The following is a 17,291-nucleotide window of genomic DNA, read 5'->3' on the forward strand; positions in this document are numbered from 1 at the left end:
CGGACTGACGAGCAGCGGCCGGACGTACAGTGGTTCGGGCGCGTCACGTGCCTGACAGACAGCTGCTGAGGAAGCCGCTGAAACAGCCAGGGAGGCGCCACCGTGAGTGGTGAGTTGCGGTTCGTCCGGATGGGATTCGGCGCCGACGGCGTCGAGTACGTCGACTACCAGGCGGCCTGGGACGAGCAGCGCCGGGTGCACGCGGCCCGTTTCGCGGACGAGATCCCCGACACCTGCCTGCTCCTCGAACACCACCCGGTCTACACGGCCGGCCGGCGCACCGACCCGAGCGAGCGCCCCCTGGACGGCACCCCGGTCATCGACGTGGACCGCGGCGGCAAGATCACCTGGCACGGTCCTGGCCAGCTGGTGGGCTACCCCATCCAGAAGCTGCCGCGTCCGGTGGACGTCGTGGCGCACGTACGGCGGCTGGAGGACGCGCTGATCCGTACCTGCGCGGAGTTCGGGGTGGAGACGTCCCGGGTGGAGGGGCGCAGCGGGGTGTGGGTGCTGGGCGACCCGGTCGAGCAGCGGCCGGCGTCCACGCGTGGTGGTCTCTCGCTGGATCTGGATCCCCGGCTGCACGACGACGAGTTCGACCCCCGGATGAACGGGCCCGAGTACGCGCCGTCCAACGCCGGTCAGCGGCGGGAGGACCGGAAGGTCGCGGCGATCGGGATCCGGGTGGCGAAGGGAGTCACCATGCACGGCTTCTCGCTGAACGTGAACCCGGACAACGTCTGGTTCGACCGGATCATCCCGTGCGGGATCCGGGACGCGGGGGTCACGTCGCTCGCGAACGAGCTGGGGCGGGATGTGACGGTGGGAGAGGTTCTGCCCGTGGTGGAGCGGCAGTTGCGGGATGTGCTGGAGCACGCGGAGCTGCGGGCGAGGGTGGTGGAGGGGGCTTCCGCGTAATCCCCGGAGGCTGCGCCCCCGGACGGGCTGAGATGCCCTACCCCCGGTCTCAAAGGTCGCCCGGCTCACGGGGCGGCGAGCGTACGGGCGTACCCTGGTGTACGCCGAAGAATCGAAGCTAAAGGGAGCCATCGTGTCCGCAGTCGCACCCGACGGACGCAAGATGCTGCGCCTGGAGGTCCGGAACGCCCAGACCCCCATCGAGCGCAAGCCCGAGTGGATCAAGACCCGGGCGAAAATGGGTCCCGAGTACACGAAGATGCAGAACCTCGTGAAGAGCGAGGGCCTGCACACCGTCTGCCAGGAAGCCGGCTGCCCCAATATCTACGAGTGCTGGGAGGACCGCGAGGCCACCTTCCTCATCGGCGGCGACCAGTGCACCCGGCGCTGCGACTTCTGCCAGATCGACACGGGCAAGCCCGAGGCCCTCGACCGCGACGAGCCCCGCCGTGTCGGGGAGTCCGTGGTCACGATGGACCTCAACTACGCCACCATCACCGGCGTCGCCCGCGACGACCTGGAGGACGGCGGCGCCTGGCTGTACGCCGAGACCGTGCGCCAGATCCACCAGCAGACGGAGGGGCGCGCGGAAGGCCGTACCAAGGTCGAACTGCTCGCGCCCGACTTCAACGCCGTACCGGAGCTGCTCGCCGAGGTCTTCTCCTCCCGGCCCGAGGTCTTCGCGCACAACGTCGAGACGGTCCCGCGCATCTTCAAGCGCATCCGCCCCGGCTTCCGCTACGACCGCTCGCTCAAGGTCATCACCGACGCCCGCGACTACGGTCTGGTCACGAAGTCGAACCTGATCCTCGGCATGGGCGAGACCCGCGAGGAGGTCAGCGAGGCACTGCGCCAGCTGCACGAGGCCGGTTGCGAGCTGATCACCATCACGCAGTACCTGCGTCCGACCGTCCGGCACCACCCCGTCGAGCGCTGGGTAAAGCCGCACGAGTTCGTCGAGCTGAAGGAGGAGGCCGAGCAGATCGGCTTCTCCGGGGTCATGTCCGGCCCGCTGGTGCGCTCCTCGTACCGCGCCGGCCGCCTCTACCAGATGGCCATCGAGAAGCGCGGTTCCTACATCGCCTCCCAGGCGGTCTGAGCGAGCCCCGAGCCCGGGTACGGCTGCTGACGTACCGTCACTCTTCCTGCCCAGCAAGGGTGCGGCGGAGGTGCGGCAGACGTGTGAATTCGCGCACAAGACACTACCCGCCAGTAACGGCCGATTCCGTGCGGTCCTGACCGTCCTCGCAGTTGAGGGCATACGTCAGGGCCGCATCGGCGTTTTCACCTTCCGTATCAAGGCTTCATCGGTGTTTGACCCGCAAGTCACGCCCTGGTAACACCAATCAGTGACCCTGGTTTCACACGATGTACACCCTTACCCAGAGCCGTCCCGAGGGGGGACCTCCATCATGCAGGCCGCGCCCGTTAGCGCCACGCCCATCCCGTCCTTCACCGACGCGCTGCGCGCAGTCGAGTCGTTGCTCATGGGCAACGGCCAGCGCATCGCCCGCCAGAACGCCTGGACCTCCGTCCTGGAGGACCGCCGCCGCGCCAAGGACCGGGTCGAGGCGCAGCGCGTCCTCGAACAGTCCGTGGCCGCACACCTCTGACCGCCGCTTCCCGGTTCCCCGACGACACCGCCGTCGTCGGCGCTTCCGAGGCCACGTAGACTTCACGGCATGGCGAGGAAGGAACCCGCGGCGGACGCCGCGAACCCCGGGCGACTCAAGCAGATCGCTCTTACGTACAAAATGACCCGCAAGGCCGACAAAAAAATCGGTCTTGTACTCGCGGCTGTCGGAATCAGCACCCTCGGTGTCTTCCTCGCGATCGGCTTCCTGATCGGTCACCCGATCTATCTCGGCATTCTCGGCCTTCTGCTCGCCTTCCTCGCGACGGCGATCGTGTTCGGGCGCCGGGCCGAGCGGGCGGCCTTCGGGCAGATGGAGGGCCAGCCGGGTGCCGCCGCTGCCGTGCTGGACAACATCGGCCGAGGCTGGACGACTACTCCGGCGGTGGCGATGAACCGCAGCCAGGACGTGGTGCACCGCGCGGTCGGCAAGGCCGGCATCGTGCTGGTCGCCGAGGGCAACCCGAACCGGGTGAAGAGCCTGCTGGCCGCCGAGAAGCGGAAGATGTCCCGCATCGTCGCGGACGTGCCGGTGCACGACCTGCTGGTCGGCACGGGCGAGGGCCAGATCGAGCTGAAGAAGCTCCGCACGACCATGCTGAAGCTGCCGCGCGTTCTCGCCGGCCCCCAGGTGACCGCGACCAACGACCGACTGCGGGCGATGGGCGACCTGATGAGCAACATGCCGCTGCCGAAGGGTCCGATGCCCAAGGGGATGCGCATGCCGCGCGGCGGCAAGACCCGCTGAAGCACGCGAGCGACACCTCGCACACCGCTCGTACGACGATGGGGGCGCCCGGATTCACTCCGGGCGCCCCCATCGTCGTATGTCGTCTCGTCGTATGTCGTCGTGCGAAGTCAGATCCGTACTTCCACGGTGCGGGCCAGCCGGTCGTGCAGCCCTCGGCCGTCGCGGTCCCAGATCATGGCCGGAATGGCGACGCACAGCAGGGCCGTGCGGACCAGGGCACGCAGAGGGTTCACCCGGCCGGTGTCCAGGGCGACCACGCGCAGGCCGAAGAGGCGCTTGCCCGGCGTGAAGCCGACGGTACCGACGGTCACCGCGCCCATCAGGAAGAAGATCAGCAGGGCCCAGTTGCCGGTCGCCTGGTTGTAGCCGTCGGTGAGCAGGCCGTATGCGATCAGGAGGCACAGGCCCCAGTCGACGGCCAGTGCGCCGAGGCGGCGGCCCGGGCGGGCGATCGAGCCCGGCCCCTCCTCCGGCAGACCGAGCTGTTCGCCCCGGTATCCGAAGTCGACACCGGCATCCTCCGCGGCTGCGCGCGGTCCGGAGAGCCACGAGCCGATTGCGTCCCTGTTGTCCACCCGACCACCGTACTGCTCGCGATTTTCGATACGTACAGGTGGGTCGCCCGGCCGGAGTCCGGTTAACTTGGTCGAAACAAATGGGTCATGTCTGAGAAATCACCTGTCCCTAAGGTCGGACCCAACGTGTGCCACCGCACTGGCCGCACGAACGAACTACCACCCCGGCACGGACGTCCGGGAGTAGGAGGAGCTGGATGTTCCAGAACGCCGACGACGCCAAGAAGTACATCGCGGATGAGGACGTCAAGTTCGTCGACGTCCGCTTCTGCGACCTGCCGGGTGTGATGCAGCACTTCACACTGCCGGCGTCGGCCTTCGACCCGGACGAGGAACTGGCCTTCGACGGCTCCTCGATCCGAGGATTCCAGGCCATCCACGAGTCCGACATGGCGCTCCGCGCCGACCTGTCCACGGCGCGGGTCGACCCGTTCCGCCGTGACAAGACGGTCAACATCAACTTCTTCATCCACGACCCGATCACGGGCGAGCAGTACTCCCGTGACCCGCGCAACGTGGCCAAGAAGGCCGAGGCATACCTGGCGTCGACCGGTATCGCGGACACCGCGTACTTCGGTCCCGAGGCCGAGTTCTACGTCTTCGACAGCGTGCGCTTCGCCACCGGCGCGAACGAGTCCTTCTACCACATCGACTCCGAGGCCGGCGCCTGGAACACCGGTGCGGTCGAGAACAACCGTGGCTACAAGGTCCGCTACAAGGGCGGTTACTTCCCGACCCCGCCGGTCGACCACTTCGCCGACCTGCGTGCCGAGATCTCCCTGGAGCTGGCCAACTCCGGCCTCGAGGTCGAGCGCCAGCACCACGAGGTGGGCACGGCCGGCCAGGCCGAGATCAACTACAAGTTCAACACGCTGCTCGCCGCGGCCGACGACCTCCAGCTCTTCAAGTACATCGTGAAGAACGTGGCGTGGCGCAACGGCAAGACCGCGACCTTCATGCCGAAGCCGATCTTCGGTGACAACGGCTCGGGCATGCACGTGCACCAGTCGCTGTGGACCGGCGGCCAGCCGCTCTTCTACGACGAGGCCGGTTACGCGGGCCTGTCGGACATCGCCCGCTACTACATCGGCGGCATCCTCAAGCACGCCCCGTCGCTGCTCGCGTTCACCAACCCGACGGTGAACTCGTACCACCGCCTGGTCCCGGGCTTCGAGGCGCCGATCAACATGGTGTACTCGCAGCGCAACCGTTCCGCGGCCATGCGTATCCCGATCACGGGCTCCAACCCGAAGGCCAAGCGCGTCGAGTTCCGCGCGCCCGACTCCTCCGGCAACCCGTACCTCGCCTTCTCGGCCCTGCTGCTGGCGGGCCTGGACGGCATCAAGAACAAGATCGAGCCGGCCGAGCCGATCGACAAGGACCTGTACGAGCTGGCTCCCGAGGAGCACGCGAGCGTGGCGCAGGTCCCGACCTCCCTCCCGGCGGTCCTCGACTCCCTCGAGCGCGACCACGAGTTCCTCCTCCAGGGCGACGTCTTCACGCCGGACCTGATCGAGACGTGGATCGACTTCAAGCGCACGAACGAGATCGCGCCGCTGCAGCTGCGTCCGCACCCGCACGAGTTCGAGCTGTACTTCGACGTGTGAGTCGGCCGGCGCCACCAGGCGTCCGGTAACGGTGTACGTCAGCGCCCTCGTCCCCCGTTTCCTCGGGGGCGGGGGCGTTGTCGTGTCCGACGGCCTGTCGCGAGGGTCCAGGGGGCGTTGTCAGAGAGCCGCACTATGCTGCGAAGGCCTCGCACGGGCACGGGATCTGACGGGACACGAAAGGCAACGGGGATGACGGAGAAGTCCGAACACGACGACCGTGAGCGGGAGTTCGACTTCCGATGGGCGCGCGACGCCCCGCACAAGGAGCCTTCCGCCCGGGCCCGTATGCTCGCGGCCCGCTGGAAGGAGAACCCGCCGGAGCCGGTGCCGTTCCGGGGTGAACCCGAGGGGTCGGGGCCGCGCAGATCGTCGTGGATATCGACGGCCATAGTCCTCGGCTGCGTCGGCGCGATCATCCTCCTGCTGGGGTACGCCCAGTTCCGCGCGCCGTACTAGGAGCAGCGCCGACTCCGGCGAGCCGGGTGTCGCGGGCGCGGCGGGGACGGGACGGTCGACGTGCCCGAGGGGCCCCCGCAAGCGATAATGATGGTTACTCGCACGACGATGCTCCGGTGCTGCCGCATCCGGGTCCGTCCGACCCGGCACGGCGGAACACCACATCCGCCCCCCCAGGGGCGTCGATGCCGCCCACCCCAGGAGCGGAGGAATCCACGATGTGCCGCTGGATTGCCTACTCGGGTACCCCCATCGTTCTCAGCCAGGTCCTCTTCAAGCCCGCGCACTCCTTGATCGACCAGAGCCTGCACTCCCGCATGGGGGTGGAGACGACCAATGGCGACGGCTTCGGCCTCGGCTGGTACTCCGAGGACCCCGCCGCCACTCCGGCTGTCCTGCGGGACGTGGGCCCGGCGTGGAACAACCGCAATCTGCGGGAGGTCGCCCACCACGTTCGCTCGGGTCTCTTCTTCGCCCATATCAGAGCAACGACCGGGACAGCCGTGCAGCAGTCCAACTGCCACCCCTTCCGGAACGGTCGATGGATGTGGATGCACAACGGGATGATCAACGGATTCCACCTCCTGCGGCGTGACCTCGCTCTGGCCGTTGATCCGGCCCTGTATCCCGACATCGAGGGTTCCACCGACTCCGAGCTCATGTTCTTCCTCGCCCTCACCTTCGGCCTGACAGAGGATCCTCCCGCTGCCGTGGCGCGCATGGCGGGCCTGATCGAGAGAAGGGGACACGAGCACGGCATCCAGTACCCCCTTCAGATGACCGTCGCGGTGGCCGACGGCGAACGCGTATGGGCCTTCCGCTACTCCAGCGAAGGCCACTCACGGTCGTTGTTCTTCAGCACCAGAGTGGACACCCTGCGCGCACTCCACCCGGATACCGAGTTCCTCCGTGAGGTCTCCGACGACACCCGCCTCGTCGTGTCCGAACCGCTGGGCGACCTCCCCGGCGCCTGGAACGCGGTACCCGAGAGCAGTTACGGCATCATCCAGCCGGGCCAAGACGTGATCCGCGCCTTCCAGCCCGATCTCCAAGGCGCCTCGGCCCGGGGTTGACCAGCCCGCCTGCCGCTCATGTCAGGACGATGTGCCGCGCGAGTGAGCGAGCGCTGCCCCGGGCGCGGTACTGACGGACCGGGAAGTGAGAGCCTTGTCGGAGACCTACGAGAACGCTCAAGTACCGACCCTTCACGCCGTTCCGTGCGCCGATCCTCTGGGAGACCCGTTTCTGCGCACCCGGTTCGCCCTCCCCACGAAGCCCGCCACCTTCCTGCGGCGGCAGCGGCTCGTCGACCACCTCGACCAGGCTCTCGGAACGCGGTTGACACTGCTCAACGGCGCTGCCGGGGCCGGCAAGACCCTGCTGGCCGCCGACTGGGCCGCCGAGCTGCGGTCGCCGGTCGCCTGGCTCACCGTCGAAGCGGGGGACTGGCGTCCCGGGGTGTTCTGGGCGTACGTCCTGCAGACCCTGAGCGCCTGCGGTGCAGTGGCGTCCGACGCGGTCGGGACCCCCTCGGACGCTTCCACGGTGGACCGCAAGCTGCTCGCAGCGCTCGCCGCCGAGCTGAACGATCACGGCCGGCCCGTGGTCCTCGTGCTCGACGAGTACGAGCGAGTGAACGCACCGGAGATCGCGGAGCAATTGGCGTTCGTCCTGCACCACGCCGGGCGGGGGCTGCGCCTCGTCCTCGTCACCCGCACCGAACCACTGCTTCCGTTGCACCGTTACCGGGCGGCCGGCGATCTGACGGAGATCCGCGCCGCCGAACTGGCCTTCACCCCCGAGGAGGCCGTAGAACTGCTGGAGCTGCACGGCCTGAGCCTTCCGGTCCACGCCGCGCGGGCCCTGGTGGAGCGCACCCGAGGCTGGGCCGCCGGCCTGAGCCTTTCCGCCCTGGCCGCCCGGGAGAGCGCCGACCCCGAGCTCTACTTGAAGGAGTTCGAGGCGGATCGCAGTACGGTCGCGGACTTCCTGCTGGCCGAGGTCCTCAAGGGCCAGACGCAGGAGACACAGGACCTTCTGCTGCGCGTGAGCGTCCTGGAGCGTTTCTGTCCCGATCTGGCCAACGCACTGACCCTCCGAACCGATGCCGAGCCCATTCTCGCCGGGCTGCACCACGAGAACGCGTTCGTCGAGCCTCTCGGGCACTCGTGGTACCAGCTCCATCCGCTGTTCGGGGAGATACTCCGGGCCCATCTGCGTGTGCGCCTGCCCGGGGTGGAGCCGGAACTCCACCGGCGGGCCGCGCGGTGGCTGCGTCGGTCCGGATCATTCCTGCCGGAGACACTCGCCCACAGCGCCTCCGCGGGCGATTGGGATTTCGCCGCCGGTTCCCTCATAGACGACCTGGCGATCGGCCAGCTCTTCACCGGCCTGCGCTCGGACGATCTGAACCAGTTGTTCTCCCACATGGGGCCAGATGCCAGAAGCCCCGCCACGGACCTCGTGCGCGCCGCCCACGATCTGTCCCTGTGCGACCTCGAGCGTGGTCAGGCCCGCCTGCGCCACGCCGGGGAGCGACTGGCGGAGGACACGCCCGGCCTGACGGCCGCCCGGCTGAGCTGGGCGCTGCTCGACGCACTGGCCGCCCGGCTGACCGGATGTCCCGCACGCGTCGAGAAGGCCGCTGAAGCGGCCGATGAACTGCGTCGGGAAGTCCCGGCGCATCTTCTGGACAAGCATCCCGAACTCAACGCTCTCCTGCTGACCCATCTGGGCTCGGCACGCCTGTGGGCCGGGCGTTTCGATGACGCGCGCGCTGTCCTGACCACCGTGGCCTGCAGTCCGGGCGGAGCCGCCACCGTGCTGCCCCGCGAGGAGTCGATGGGGCACCTGGCCCTCCTCGACTATCTGAACGGCTGGCTCGGCCGGGCCGAGCGCAAGGCACTGGCGTCGGTGTCCGAGACGGAGCGGGGCGGCCAGGACCAGCCGTCCGGCTGCGGCATCGGACGGCTGGTCCTGGCCGCCGTGGCTGTCGACCGCCATGAACTGGACCGGGCCCAGGCCCTCCTCGACGAGACGGCCCAGCTCCCGTCGGGAACACGCGATCCGGTGATGGCGGCGGGACGAGCCCTTGCCGAAGCTCACCTCCTGTTGGCCAGGGGCAAGACAGGCGCCGCCGTCGACAAGGCGAACCCGGCCGTCTCCACCGCTGTGGCCTCACCCTGGGCGGCAAGCCATGAGCTGCTCGTCACCTCGGCCGCCCACCTGGCGGAAGGACAGCCGGACAGGGCCGCCGAGGTGCTTCAGGAAGTCGGCGTCGACCAGCCGCTGTGTGCTGTGCAGGCCGCGGCGATCCAGCTCGCCACAGGGCATCGCGAGGCGGCCATCGACCTGCTCGACAGCATCCGCGCCGAGGGCAGGACCGGTCCGGCGGTGACCGTGCGGGCAGCGCTGGTCAGGGCTCAGGCAGCCGATGAGGCGGGAGACTCCGCCCTTGCCCGCAGACTCGTGGCACAGGCGCTCCTCGACGCCCGGCGGGAGCGGCTGCGGCGTCCGTTCCTCAATGCCGGAGCGTGGATCAGGCCCCTTCTGGCCACGGATCCGCTGCAGTCGCTGACAACGGGCTGGCTCACGCCCGGCTCGGCGCGACACGGTGAGTTGTCCCGGCCTGAGTCCTCGCCACCGCTCGTCGCGGCGGAGCTGAGCGGACGCGAGCACGACGTCCTGGAGCGGCTGGCCCGGATGATGTCGACCGAGGAGATCGCCGCCGACCTCTACGTGTCGGTGAACACGGTGAAGACCCACCTCAAGAGCGTCTATCGGAAGCTCGCGGTGAGCCGGCGAGGCGAAGCGGTGCGCCGCGCGCGGGAACTCCGACTGCTGTGAACACGCGTCGGTGCCCGTTCCTCCCCCTTGGCGGGTGAGGCACTGGGCGCGTGCTTCGGCTGCGATGGGAGGTACGGCGGGGCGTTGGCCGGGCCTACGGCCCGGCCGGCTCAACCGGCATAGCGGCCGACTCGGCGAGGTGGACACTGTGAAGCATTGGCGGGCTCTGATCGTCCTCGGCGCGGCCCAGTTCCTGATGGTGCTGGACACCGCCGTCATGAACGTCTCCATCAGCCAGCTGGTCGAGGACTTCGACACCGAGGTCACGGCCATCCAGGCCGTCATCACGCTGTACGCGCTGGTCATGGCCGCGTTCATGATCATCGGCGGCAGGTTCGGGGACATCCTGGGGCGTCGCCGTATGTTCCTTCTGGGGATGATCGTCTACGGCGTGGGGTCGGCCCTGACCGCCGTGGCGCCCACCCTGTGGGTCCTCGCGCTGGGCTGGTCCGTCATCGAGGGGCTCGGAGCCGCCATGGTGCTGCCGGCCATGGCCGCCCTCGTCGCGGAGTCTTACCACGGGCGGGACCGGGCCGTCGCCTACTCGGTCATCGGCGGGCTCGCCGGCGCCGGGATCGCGGTCGGCCCGCTGCTGGGCGGCTGGGTGACGACGTATCTGACCTGGCGACTGGTCTTCGCCGGCGAGGTTGTGGTCGTCATGGCCGTCCTGCTGTGCCGCCGGGTGATCGCGGCACCCGCCCCGACCGGCCCGCGCCCCCGGCTGGACGGGGTCGGCGCGGTCCTCTCCGCGGCCGGACTGGCGCTGGGCGTGCTCGGGGTCCTGCAGAGCAGCACCTGGGGATGGGTGCAGCCCCGCAACCCTCCCTTCACCGTCTTCGGCTTCGCTCCGACGCTGTTCGTCGTCGGCGCCGGGGTGGCTGTCCTGGCCCTCTTCCGATGGTGGGAGCGACGGCGGGACGAAGCGGGCGCCGACCCGCTCGTCCATCTGTCTCTGCTGCGCAGGCCCGTGCTGCGGTCCGGCCTGTTGACGCTGCTCAGCCAGAACCTCATCCTGCTGGGGCTGTTCTTCACCATCCCGCTGTACTTGCAGGTGGTTCAGGGGTTCGACGCCTTCGAGACGGGTCTGCGCCTGCTCCCGGTGTCCGCCACCATGCTCGTGACCTCCCTGTCCGCGTCCTCGCTGGGGCGGACGATGGGACCGCGACGGGTGGTCAGGCTGGCCCTGCTGACCCTGACGGCGGCCATCGTGTGGCTGCTGGCCACGATCGACCCGGTCATCGACGACGCCCAGTTCGCCGGAGCGATGGCCCTGCTGGGCGTGGGCATCGGCCTGCTCGCCTCGCAACTGGGCAACGTCGTCCAGTCCAGCGTCGGTGACGAGGAACGCAGCGAGGCCGGAGGGCTTCAGTTCACGGCACAGAATCTGGGCTCGGCGCTGGGCACCGCCCTCATCGGGTCGATCCTCGTCGGTGCGCTGGCCCACGCCTTCACCGCGCAGGTGGCGGACAACCCGCGCCTGTCGGAAGAGACCCGTCAGCAGGTCGGTGTCGCTCTCGAGGCCGGGATCGCCTTCGTCCCCACCGATCAGGTGCGCTCGGCGGCCGAGCAGGCCGGGTTGCCGCCGTCAGAGGTCGACGCCGTCGCGGACTCCTACTCATCCGCCCAGCTGAACGGCCTGAAGGCGGCGATCCTCGCCACCGGCGGCATCGCTCTCGCCAGTTTCCTGGTGACACCGAACCTCCCGACCGCCGCCCGGAAAACCCGTCCGCGCAGGGTCGGAGCCGACGCTCCGGCCGGGGTGACCTGATCACGCGACAAGTTCGGAGGGAGTCACCGGTGTCCAGGACCACAGCCAGGGTCGGCCCGGCCACGACCCGCAGCGCGCGCCGGGCCGAGCAGCGAGCCCGATCGGACTACACGGGCGGCGTCTACGGATCCATGCTCGCGGCCTCCGTGGTGGTCGGCGCCGGCTCCCTGGGCTCGTTCCCCCGCGTCGAGCTCGTGCTGCTTCTGCTGCTCACCGGCGTGGTGTTCTGGATCGCGCACGTCCACGCCCACCTGTTCGGGGCGCGCCTGGCGCAACACGCGCCGGACCGCCGGGGCGTGCTGCTCGTGTGCCGCGCCGAGTGGCCGGTCGTCAAGGCCGCCGTCCCGCCGGCCGCCGCGGTGGCCGTCAGTCCGCTCCTGGGCCTGGATGTGCGAGGTGCCCTCTGGCTGGCTCTCTCCGTCGCCGTGGCCGGCCAGGTGGGCTGGTCCGTGGCCGCGGCCCGGCGCGCCGGTGCGTCACGGCGGCTGTTGGCCGTCACCGCCTCGGTCAATCTGGTGCTCGGCCTGCTGATCATCTCCTTCAAGATCTTTCTGAAACATTGATCCGTGGCGTCCGCCGTCCGGCGACGGGTCACCTGTCCCGGGTGAGTCCCGAAACGGCACGGAGGCGGACGATCGCAGGGAAGGGGCGCCGTCCGCCTGTCCCGGCAAGCCCGTAGGAGGACAGCTCGTGCGCTACGAGATCCGCGTCGAGGGACATCTGTCGGAAACGATGGCCAAAGCCTTCCCTGAGCTGGGCCACGTCGTCATGTCCGGCCAGACCGTCCTGTTCGGCCCCGTTGTGGACGAGGCGCACCTGTACGGGCTGCTGGCGCGCTGCCAGTCACTGGGACTGCGTGTCGTGGAGATGCGGCAGCTGCCTGAGTGACGGGACCCGGCGATGCGCGGGACCACCGGATCGGCCTCGGGAGGGACGTACAACAGCTCAGACCCGCTCCGCCCTGATCCGGCCGGGGTGGCGGGCGGCGTCCACCGCCTCGAAGTCCCGCTCGTTCTGGTCGGCGTAGGACCTAGCGAACTCGGTGAGCGCGCGATCGAAGCGGTCGCTGCCGCCCAGGCGGGCGGCGAGGGCGACGGGATCGCCCGAGCGGGCGTGGGCCCGTACCAGGGGCGCCCCGCGCACCCGGCCGAAGAGGGCGAGCAGCCCCGGCCCCATGGTCTCCTGTCGTGCGATGCCTCGCAGTCCCACGGCCGGCGCACGTAGAAGTCCCGGCCCCGCCCGTCGGGGCCCGCGACGTGGTCCGGCCGAGGACGACACTGGGTACAGCAATCAGCCGGCCTCTCCGTCCCGCGTCCCGGCGTCGGTGCCGGAACGCGGCTCCGCCGTCGGCCCGCGGCGCTGCCGGCGCAGCCCGGCCTGGACCGCGCTCGCCAGCACCCGTGCGGCGACGCCCACGAGCAGCAGCCCTCCCACCATCTGCACCATCGTCAGCACGCGCCCGGCCTGGGAGCGCGCCGCGATGTCCCCGAAGCCGACAGTGCTGAACGTCGTCAGAGTGAAGTACAAGGCGTCCGTCCTGGTCAGCGACTCACTGAAGGAGCCCGGCGTGGAGCGGTCCAGCAGGTAGTAGGCGCCGGCGAAGAGGACCAGGAACAACGCCACTGTGGCGGCCAGGGCCTCGACGGCCTTCAGGCGCGGGTGGGGTGAGCGCGTGATGGCCCACACCTCCCACCCGAACACCAGCAGCATCCCCACCAGGCCGCACACGAGCAGCGCCGACGAGGCCACCGTGCCGTGTTCGTCCAGGGGCAGCAGGTAGTAGGCGGTGACAAGTCCGGCGGCGATGAGCACGGCGCGGGTCAGGGCGACGGCGGCCGCCCACCGGCCACCGCGGAAAGGCCGCCGGTGGGCGCCCGGTTCGGGCTGGGCGCGGGCCGTCCGGGGAGTGCTCGGATCGCTCATCTCATGTCTCTTCGTTCCGTACGGCCGAGAGGCCGAGGTGACAGGCGCCTTGGTGACTCCCACCTCACTGCCACGGCAGCTCCGAGGGATCACCCGTGGTGGGTGACCCCAGCGCCCGGTGCAGACGTGACCCTGGAGCGGCCAGGTCCCTGGCACAGCGCCCTTTCCCGTCACCGCCACATCCGGCCCTCCCGGGCCGCCTGACAACTTACGGAGGAGCCATGACCTTGCCGCGTGGTCCGGCATCGAGCACCGGACAGGAACACGAGCCCGACGGGGCAGGCCCCGGTCCCATGTCCGACTCCTCGGACGCACTCGCACGGCTCGGCCGTTCGTGGACCTGGCTCCTGGGCTCGGCCGTCGCGACGCTGGTGCCAGGCATCCTGGTACTGGTCTGGCCGGAGGAAACCCTGCACGTCCTGGCGGTCCTCATCGGCCTGCACCTGCTGGTGGCAGGGGCGTTCCGGTTCGTAGCCGTCTTCGGCCGGGAGGAGCACGGTGAACGGCTCCCGGAGCTGCTCCTGGCCGTGCTGTACGTCCTGGCCGGGGTGCTGTGCCTGCGAAACCCGCTGCAGACCATCGCCGTGCTCTCGCTGATCGTCGGCGTCCTCTGGCTCGTGTCCGGCATCCTCACCCTCTTCACGGCCATCGCCACCAAGGACCTGCCGCACCGCGGCGTCGTCCTAGGCGTCGCAGTGCTCGGCATCGTCGCGGGGATCGCGGTGCTCGCCCTGCCGACGGAGTCGGCCCGCGCCCTGACCCGGCTGCTCGGCCTGTGGCTCGTCCTGCTCGGCCTGGCCGAGACGGCGGTCGCCCTCGCGTGGCGGACCGCGCTCCGAAAGACACACTCCACGGGGCCGCACACGCCCGCCGGGACGGCCTGACACCGCACCCGCCGCTCCGGCGGGCGCGGTGGACGCGCCCGAACCTTCCGGAAGGGAGTACCCATGAACGCGGCCTCGACCCCTGATTCGCCGGACTCCGGTGGAACCGCAAAAGCGCAGCACGTCATCACTGCCGAGGAGCGGGCGGAGTACGAGCGAATGCGCCGCCACGCGTCAATGCGCCATCGGCGGTTGCGCCGGGCCGGCTCGTCGGTTCTCCTTCTGCTGGCCCTGCTGCTCGCGCCCGTGGCAGTCGTCGCGGCCTGGGTCCAGGACACCGTCTCCGACACCGGCAGATACGTGAAGACCGTCGCGCCGCTGGCGTCGGACCCGGCCGTGCAGAAGGTCGTGATCAACCGGCTCACGGACCGCGTGGTGGAGAACGTGGACGTCAAGGCGGTGACGGACTCGCTCGCCAAGGCGCTCAAGGACGCCGGGGCCAAACCCCGCATCGTGGCGGGGGCCGAGTCGCTGGAGGGTCCGCTGCGGAACGCGGTCAGGGCGGTCGTGGACCGCACCGTCACCCGTGTGATCACCAGCGATGCCTTCCAACAGGTGTGGGAGGGGGCCAACCGGCGCGCTCACGGCGCGGTGGTCGGGATGCTCACCGGTGACAGCAAGGGTGCCGTACGCGCCGAGGGCGGTGCCGTCCGACTGGACGTGGGACAGGTCGTCGACCAGGTGCGGGACCGGCTCGTCGCCGCGGGCTTCGACAAGGCGTCCGCCATCCCCAACACCGACCGGACGGTCACGCTGTTCCAGACCAAGGAGCTGGGCAAGGCGCAGGACGCGATGCGGTTGCTGGACATTCTCGGCACCTGGCTGCCCGTACTGACCGTCGTGCTCGCCGCACTCGCCGTGTGGACCGCTCCGGCACGCCGGGTGATGCTGATGATCACCGCGACGGGGGTCGGCGTGATGATGGTCGTCCTGCTCGTCGCGCTGGCCGTGGTCCGACGGGTCTATCTGGACTCGGTCCCGCCCACGGCGCTGCCCACCGACGCGGCCGCGGCGATCTACGACACGTTCGTCCGGTTCCTTCGCGACAGCACGCGCACTCTGCTGGTCGTCGCCGTGATCACCGTACTGATCGCGTACCTGTACGGTCCCGGACGCCCCGCCCGCGCGGTCCGCGCGACGGCGGAACGGGGCACGACGGCCACCGGCCAGGCGCTGAGTCGCGCCGGGGTCCCCACCGGATCCACCGGACGCTGGCTCACCGGCCACCGGGCCTGGACCACCGGTGGCGTGATCGCGGCCGGAGCGCTGGCGCTGGTGCTCTGGAACCACCCCACGGTCCCAGTGGTGACGCTCGTTCTCGTCATCGCCGTGGCCGTCCTGCTCGTCCTGGCGATCGTCGCGGCCGCCGCCGGACCGGACGACCGGGCGGCGGGCCGGGCCGGCCCGTGAGTCATGGCCGGGAAACCCGGACTCGGGCGAACGTCCCTCAGGCACACGATGTCGCTCAGGCGCAGGGCGTCCCTCAGATACACGGCCGCGCGGGTCGCGACGGGCCTGCGGTCGGGGGCCGCGGCCCGGCTGCTGTCCCGTCTGTCGGCGCTCAACCTGGTGGAGGGCTCCGTACGGCTGGCCGCGCAGGCGTTCCTCACCGCGCTCCCGCTGCTGATGACCGTCGCGGCGTTCGCCCCCGGCTGGATGCAGGACCTGCTGGCCGACTCTCTCCGCGCGGTTCTGGGAATGCGCGGCGACACCCTCGACGAGATGCGCCAGGTCTTCTCCGCGACCGGCACGACGCGAGACACCACCGGAGCGGTGGGCCTGGTGGTGACGCTCGTGTCGGCCACAGCGTTCAGCCGGGCGCTTCAGGCGGTGTGCGAGCGGTGCTGGCAACTGCCGCGCGCACCGGTGCGGGCAGCGGTCTGGCGCTGGCTGCTCTGGCCGGTCGTCTGGCTGGCCTTCCTGCTGTTCCAGGCACCGCTGCGCGGCGGGTTCGGCGCGGGATCGGTGACCGGGCTGGTGCTGTCCGTGCTCTCGGCGACGCTGCTGTGGTGGTGGTCCCAGCATCTGCTGCTGGGCGGGCGGATCGGCTGGCTGAGCCTGCTGCCAGGAGCGGTGCTGGCAGGCACCGGTACGGTCCTGCTGAGCCGGGCCGCCCGCGTGCTGGTGCCCACGGCCATGGAGCGCAGCCTGGACGAGTTCGGCCCGCTGGGCCCCGTGTTCACGTTCCTTTCCTGGCTGATCGTCGTCTTCCTGACGGCCGTCTCGGGCCTGGCCCTCGGCGAGTACGTCGCCTCCACCACCTGGTACCGGACGCTCGCCGCACCCCGCGGTGGCGGGGGCACCGACCCGTGATCCGACGGCGGAACGTGTCGCCCGGTGGCACCTGCACTGCGCGCACACTCACCCGCGCCGGGTGAGGCCCCCCGGTGATGGCCGTGGGCACGCTGAGTACCGCACCGAACTGCTGCCGGGCGAACGCCCGGGACGGAGGCCGGATATGACCGCGCACACCTACCTGGCGTACGACTTTCCCCTGCTGGGCGCCTTCTGGACCATGCTCGTGTTCTTCCTGTGGATCATGTGGTTCGTCCTGCTCTTCCGGATCATCGGCGACATCTTCCGGGACGACAAACTGAACGGCTGGGCGAAGACCGGCTGGCTGGTGTTCTGCATCCTTCTGCCCTTCCTGGGCGTGTTCGTCTATGTGATCGCCCGCGGCAAGAACATGGGCCGCCGGGAGGTCAAGCAGGCGCGTGCGCAGCAGCAGGACTTCAACGCCTACATCAGGGAAACCGCGTCCGGCGGCCCGCCCAGCAGCGTCGACGAGCTCGCCAGGCTGTCCGAGATCCACGACCACGGCGACATCACGGACGAAGAATTCCGCAGGGCGAAGGATCTGGTTCTCACCGGCCACGGTCCGGCGCAGCACTCGGGCTCTACCGCCCACACCTCCCGTGGCTGAGCAT

Annotated in this window: 17 protein-coding genes and 1 pseudogene; 15 read left to right on the forward strand and 3 right to left on the reverse strand. The window is 69.9% G+C overall.

Going from position 1 to position 17,291, the window contains the following annotated elements; genetic code table 11:
• Window positions 1-129 precede the first annotated feature (129 nt).
• The 4 genes from lipB to QA861_RS35660 all read left to right on the forward strand — a co-directional run bounded on the left by lipB (window position 130) and on the right by QA861_RS35660 (window position 3,299).
• Window positions 130-918 (forward strand): lipoyl(octanoyl) transferase LipB, encoded by a 789-nt coding sequence (gene lipB, locus QA861_RS35645; protein WP_334594951.1) that lies wholly within the window; start codon window positions 130-132, stop codon window positions 916-918.
• A gap of 133 nt (window positions 919-1,051) precedes the next feature.
• Window positions 1,052-2,017: a lipoyl synthase gene (gene lipA / locus QA861_RS35650; RefSeq protein ID WP_334592843.1), complete on the forward strand. Its 966-nt coding sequence runs from the start codon at window positions 1,052-1,054 to the stop codon at window positions 2,015-2,017.
• A gap of 313 nt (window positions 2,018-2,330) precedes the next feature.
• Window positions 2,331-2,531, forward strand: coding sequence for an SCO2195 family GlnR-regulated protein (locus tag QA861_RS35655; RefSeq protein ID WP_319096406.1), 201 nt, complete (start codon window positions 2,331-2,333; stop codon window positions 2,529-2,531).
• A gap of 69 nt (window positions 2,532-2,600) precedes the next feature.
• Window positions 2,601-3,299, forward strand: a complete 699-nt coding sequence (locus tag QA861_RS35660) for a DUF4191 domain-containing protein (RefSeq protein ID WP_319294595.1) — start codon at window positions 2,601-2,603, stop codon at window positions 3,297-3,299.
• 110 nt (window positions 3,300-3,409) lie between these two features.
• On the opposite strand, the gene QA861_RS35665 is transcribed toward QA861_RS35660, so the two are convergent.
• Complete coding sequence (locus tag QA861_RS35665) at window positions 3,410-3,877, reverse strand: RDD family protein (RefSeq protein ID WP_334592844.1); 468 nt, start codon at window positions 3,875-3,877, stop codon at window positions 3,410-3,412.
• A 197-nt stretch (window positions 3,878-4,074) separates the two neighbouring features.
• Between QA861_RS35665 and glnA the strand changes: the two genes are divergently transcribed.
• The 7 genes from glnA to QA861_RS35700 all read left to right on the forward strand — a co-directional run bounded on the left by glnA (window position 4,075) and on the right by QA861_RS35700 (window position 12,445).
• Window positions 4,075-5,484 carry a type I glutamate--ammonia ligase gene (gene glnA, locus QA861_RS35670; RefSeq protein WP_334592845.1) on the forward strand — a complete coding sequence of 470 codons (1,410 nt, stop codon included), beginning with the start codon at window positions 4,075-4,077 and terminating at the stop codon, window positions 5,482-5,484.
• Window positions 5,485-5,676: 192 nt separating this feature from the next.
• A complete protein-coding gene (locus tag QA861_RS35675; RefSeq protein ID WP_334592846.1) occupies window positions 5,677-5,943 on the forward strand; it encodes an SCO2583/SCO2584 N-terminal domain-containing protein in 267 nt (88 codons plus the stop codon).
• 218 nt (window positions 5,944-6,161) lie between these two features.
• Window positions 6,162-7,016 carry a class II glutamine amidotransferase gene (locus QA861_RS35680; protein ID WP_334592847.1) on the forward strand — a complete coding sequence of 285 codons (855 nt, stop codon included), beginning with the start codon at window positions 6,162-6,164 and terminating at the stop codon, window positions 7,014-7,016.
• Between the two features lie 94 nt (window positions 7,017-7,110).
• Complete coding sequence (locus tag QA861_RS35685) at window positions 7,111-9,789, forward strand: winged helix-turn-helix domain-containing protein (protein ID WP_334594952.1); 2,679 nt, start codon at window positions 7,111-7,113, stop codon at window positions 9,787-9,789.
• 148 nt (window positions 9,790-9,937) lie between these two features.
• On the forward strand, window positions 9,938-11,557 hold the full coding sequence (locus QA861_RS35690) for an MFS transporter (protein ID WP_334592848.1): 1,620 nt from the start codon (window positions 9,938-9,940) through the stop codon (window positions 11,555-11,557).
• 29 nt (window positions 11,558-11,586) lie between these two features.
• The gene (locus QA861_RS35695) at window positions 11,587-12,120 is read left to right on the forward strand and encodes a hypothetical protein (RefSeq protein WP_334592849.1); all 534 of its coding nucleotides are present in this window, start codon (window positions 11,587-11,589) and stop codon (window positions 12,118-12,120) included.
• A 127-nt stretch (window positions 12,121-12,247) separates the two neighbouring features.
• Window positions 12,248-12,445: a DUF8691 family protein gene (locus QA861_RS35700; protein ID WP_334592850.1), complete on the forward strand. Its 198-nt coding sequence runs from the start codon at window positions 12,248-12,250 to the stop codon at window positions 12,443-12,445.
• 57 nt (window positions 12,446-12,502) lie between these two features.
• Here the strand turns inward: QA861_RS35700 and QA861_RS35705 are convergent.
• Window positions 12,503-12,816, reverse strand: a pseudogene (locus QA861_RS35705) (DUF2252 family protein); the annotation flags it as partial.
• Between the two features lie 31 nt (window positions 12,817-12,847).
• A complete protein-coding gene (locus tag QA861_RS35710; protein ID WP_334592851.1) occupies window positions 12,848-13,480 on the reverse strand; it encodes a potassium channel family protein in 633 nt (210 codons plus the stop codon).
• Between the two features lie 221 nt (window positions 13,481-13,701).
• On the opposite strand from QA861_RS35710, the gene QA861_RS35715 reads away from it, so the two are divergent.
• The 4 genes from QA861_RS35715 (at window position 13,702) to QA861_RS35730 (ending at window position 17,287) form a co-directional block, all read left to right on the forward strand.
• Window positions 13,702-14,364, forward strand: a complete 663-nt coding sequence (locus tag QA861_RS35715; RefSeq protein ID WP_334592852.1) for an HdeD family acid-resistance protein — start codon at window positions 13,702-13,704, stop codon at window positions 14,362-14,364.
• Window positions 14,365-14,427: 63 nt separating this feature from the next.
• Window positions 14,428-15,774, forward strand: coding sequence for a hypothetical protein (locus QA861_RS35720; RefSeq protein ID WP_334592853.1), 1,347 nt, complete (start codon window positions 14,428-14,430; stop codon window positions 15,772-15,774).
• A gap of 48 nt (window positions 15,775-15,822) precedes the next feature.
• Complete coding sequence (locus QA861_RS35725; RefSeq protein ID WP_334592855.1) at window positions 15,823-16,677, forward strand: ribonuclease BN; 855 nt, start codon at window positions 15,823-15,825, stop codon at window positions 16,675-16,677.
• A 145-nt stretch (window positions 16,678-16,822) separates the two neighbouring features.
• Complete coding sequence (locus QA861_RS35730; protein ID WP_334592856.1) at window positions 16,823-17,287, forward strand: SHOCT domain-containing protein; 465 nt, start codon at window positions 16,823-16,825, stop codon at window positions 17,285-17,287.
• The last annotated feature ends 4 nt before the right edge of the window (window positions 17,288-17,291 follow it).

It is taken from the genome of Streptomyces sp. B21-083, assembly GCF_036898825.1.
Classification (GTDB): Bacteria; Actinomycetota; Actinomycetes; order Streptomycetales; family Streptomycetaceae; genus Streptomyces.

What these genes read in the sequence shown, in the direction of transcription:
- lipB (WP_334594951.1), top strand. Translation starts at nt 130, where the DNA reads ATGGGATTCGGCGCCGACGGCGTCGAGTACGTCGACTACCAGGCGGCC.
- QA861_RS35655 (WP_319096406.1), top strand. Translation starts at nt 2,331, where the DNA reads ATGCAGGCCGCGCCCGTTAGCGCCACGCCCATCCCGTCCTTCACCGAC.
- QA861_RS35660 (WP_319294595.1), top strand. Translation starts at nt 2,601, where the DNA reads ATGGCGAGGAAGGAACCCGCGGCGGACGCCGCGAACCCCGGGCGACTC.
- glnA (WP_334592845.1), top strand. Translation starts at nt 4,075, where the DNA reads ATGTTCCAGAACGCCGACGACGCCAAGAAGTACATCGCGGATGAGGAC.
- QA861_RS35675 (WP_334592846.1), top strand. Translation starts at nt 5,677, where the DNA reads ATGACGGAGAAGTCCGAACACGACGACCGTGAGCGGGAGTTCGACTTC.
- QA861_RS35680 (WP_334592847.1), top strand. Translation starts at nt 6,162, where the DNA reads ATGTGCCGCTGGATTGCCTACTCGGGTACCCCCATCGTTCTCAGCCAG.
- QA861_RS35710 (WP_334592851.1), bottom strand. Translation starts at nt 13,480, where the DNA reads ATGAGCGATCCGAGCACTCCCCGGACGGCCCGCGCCCAGCCCGAACCG.
- QA861_RS35715 (WP_334592852.1), top strand. Translation starts at nt 13,702, where the DNA reads ATGACCTTGCCGCGTGGTCCGGCATCGAGCACCGGACAGGAACACGAG.
- QA861_RS35720 (WP_334592853.1), top strand. Translation starts at nt 14,428, where the DNA reads ATGAACGCGGCCTCGACCCCTGATTCGCCGGACTCCGGTGGAACCGCA.
- QA861_RS35725 (WP_334592855.1), top strand. Translation starts at nt 15,823, where the DNA reads ATGTCGCTCAGGCGCAGGGCGTCCCTCAGATACACGGCCGCGCGGGTC.
- QA861_RS35730 (WP_334592856.1), top strand. Translation starts at nt 16,823, where the DNA reads ATGACCGCGCACACCTACCTGGCGTACGACTTTCCCCTGCTGGGCGCC.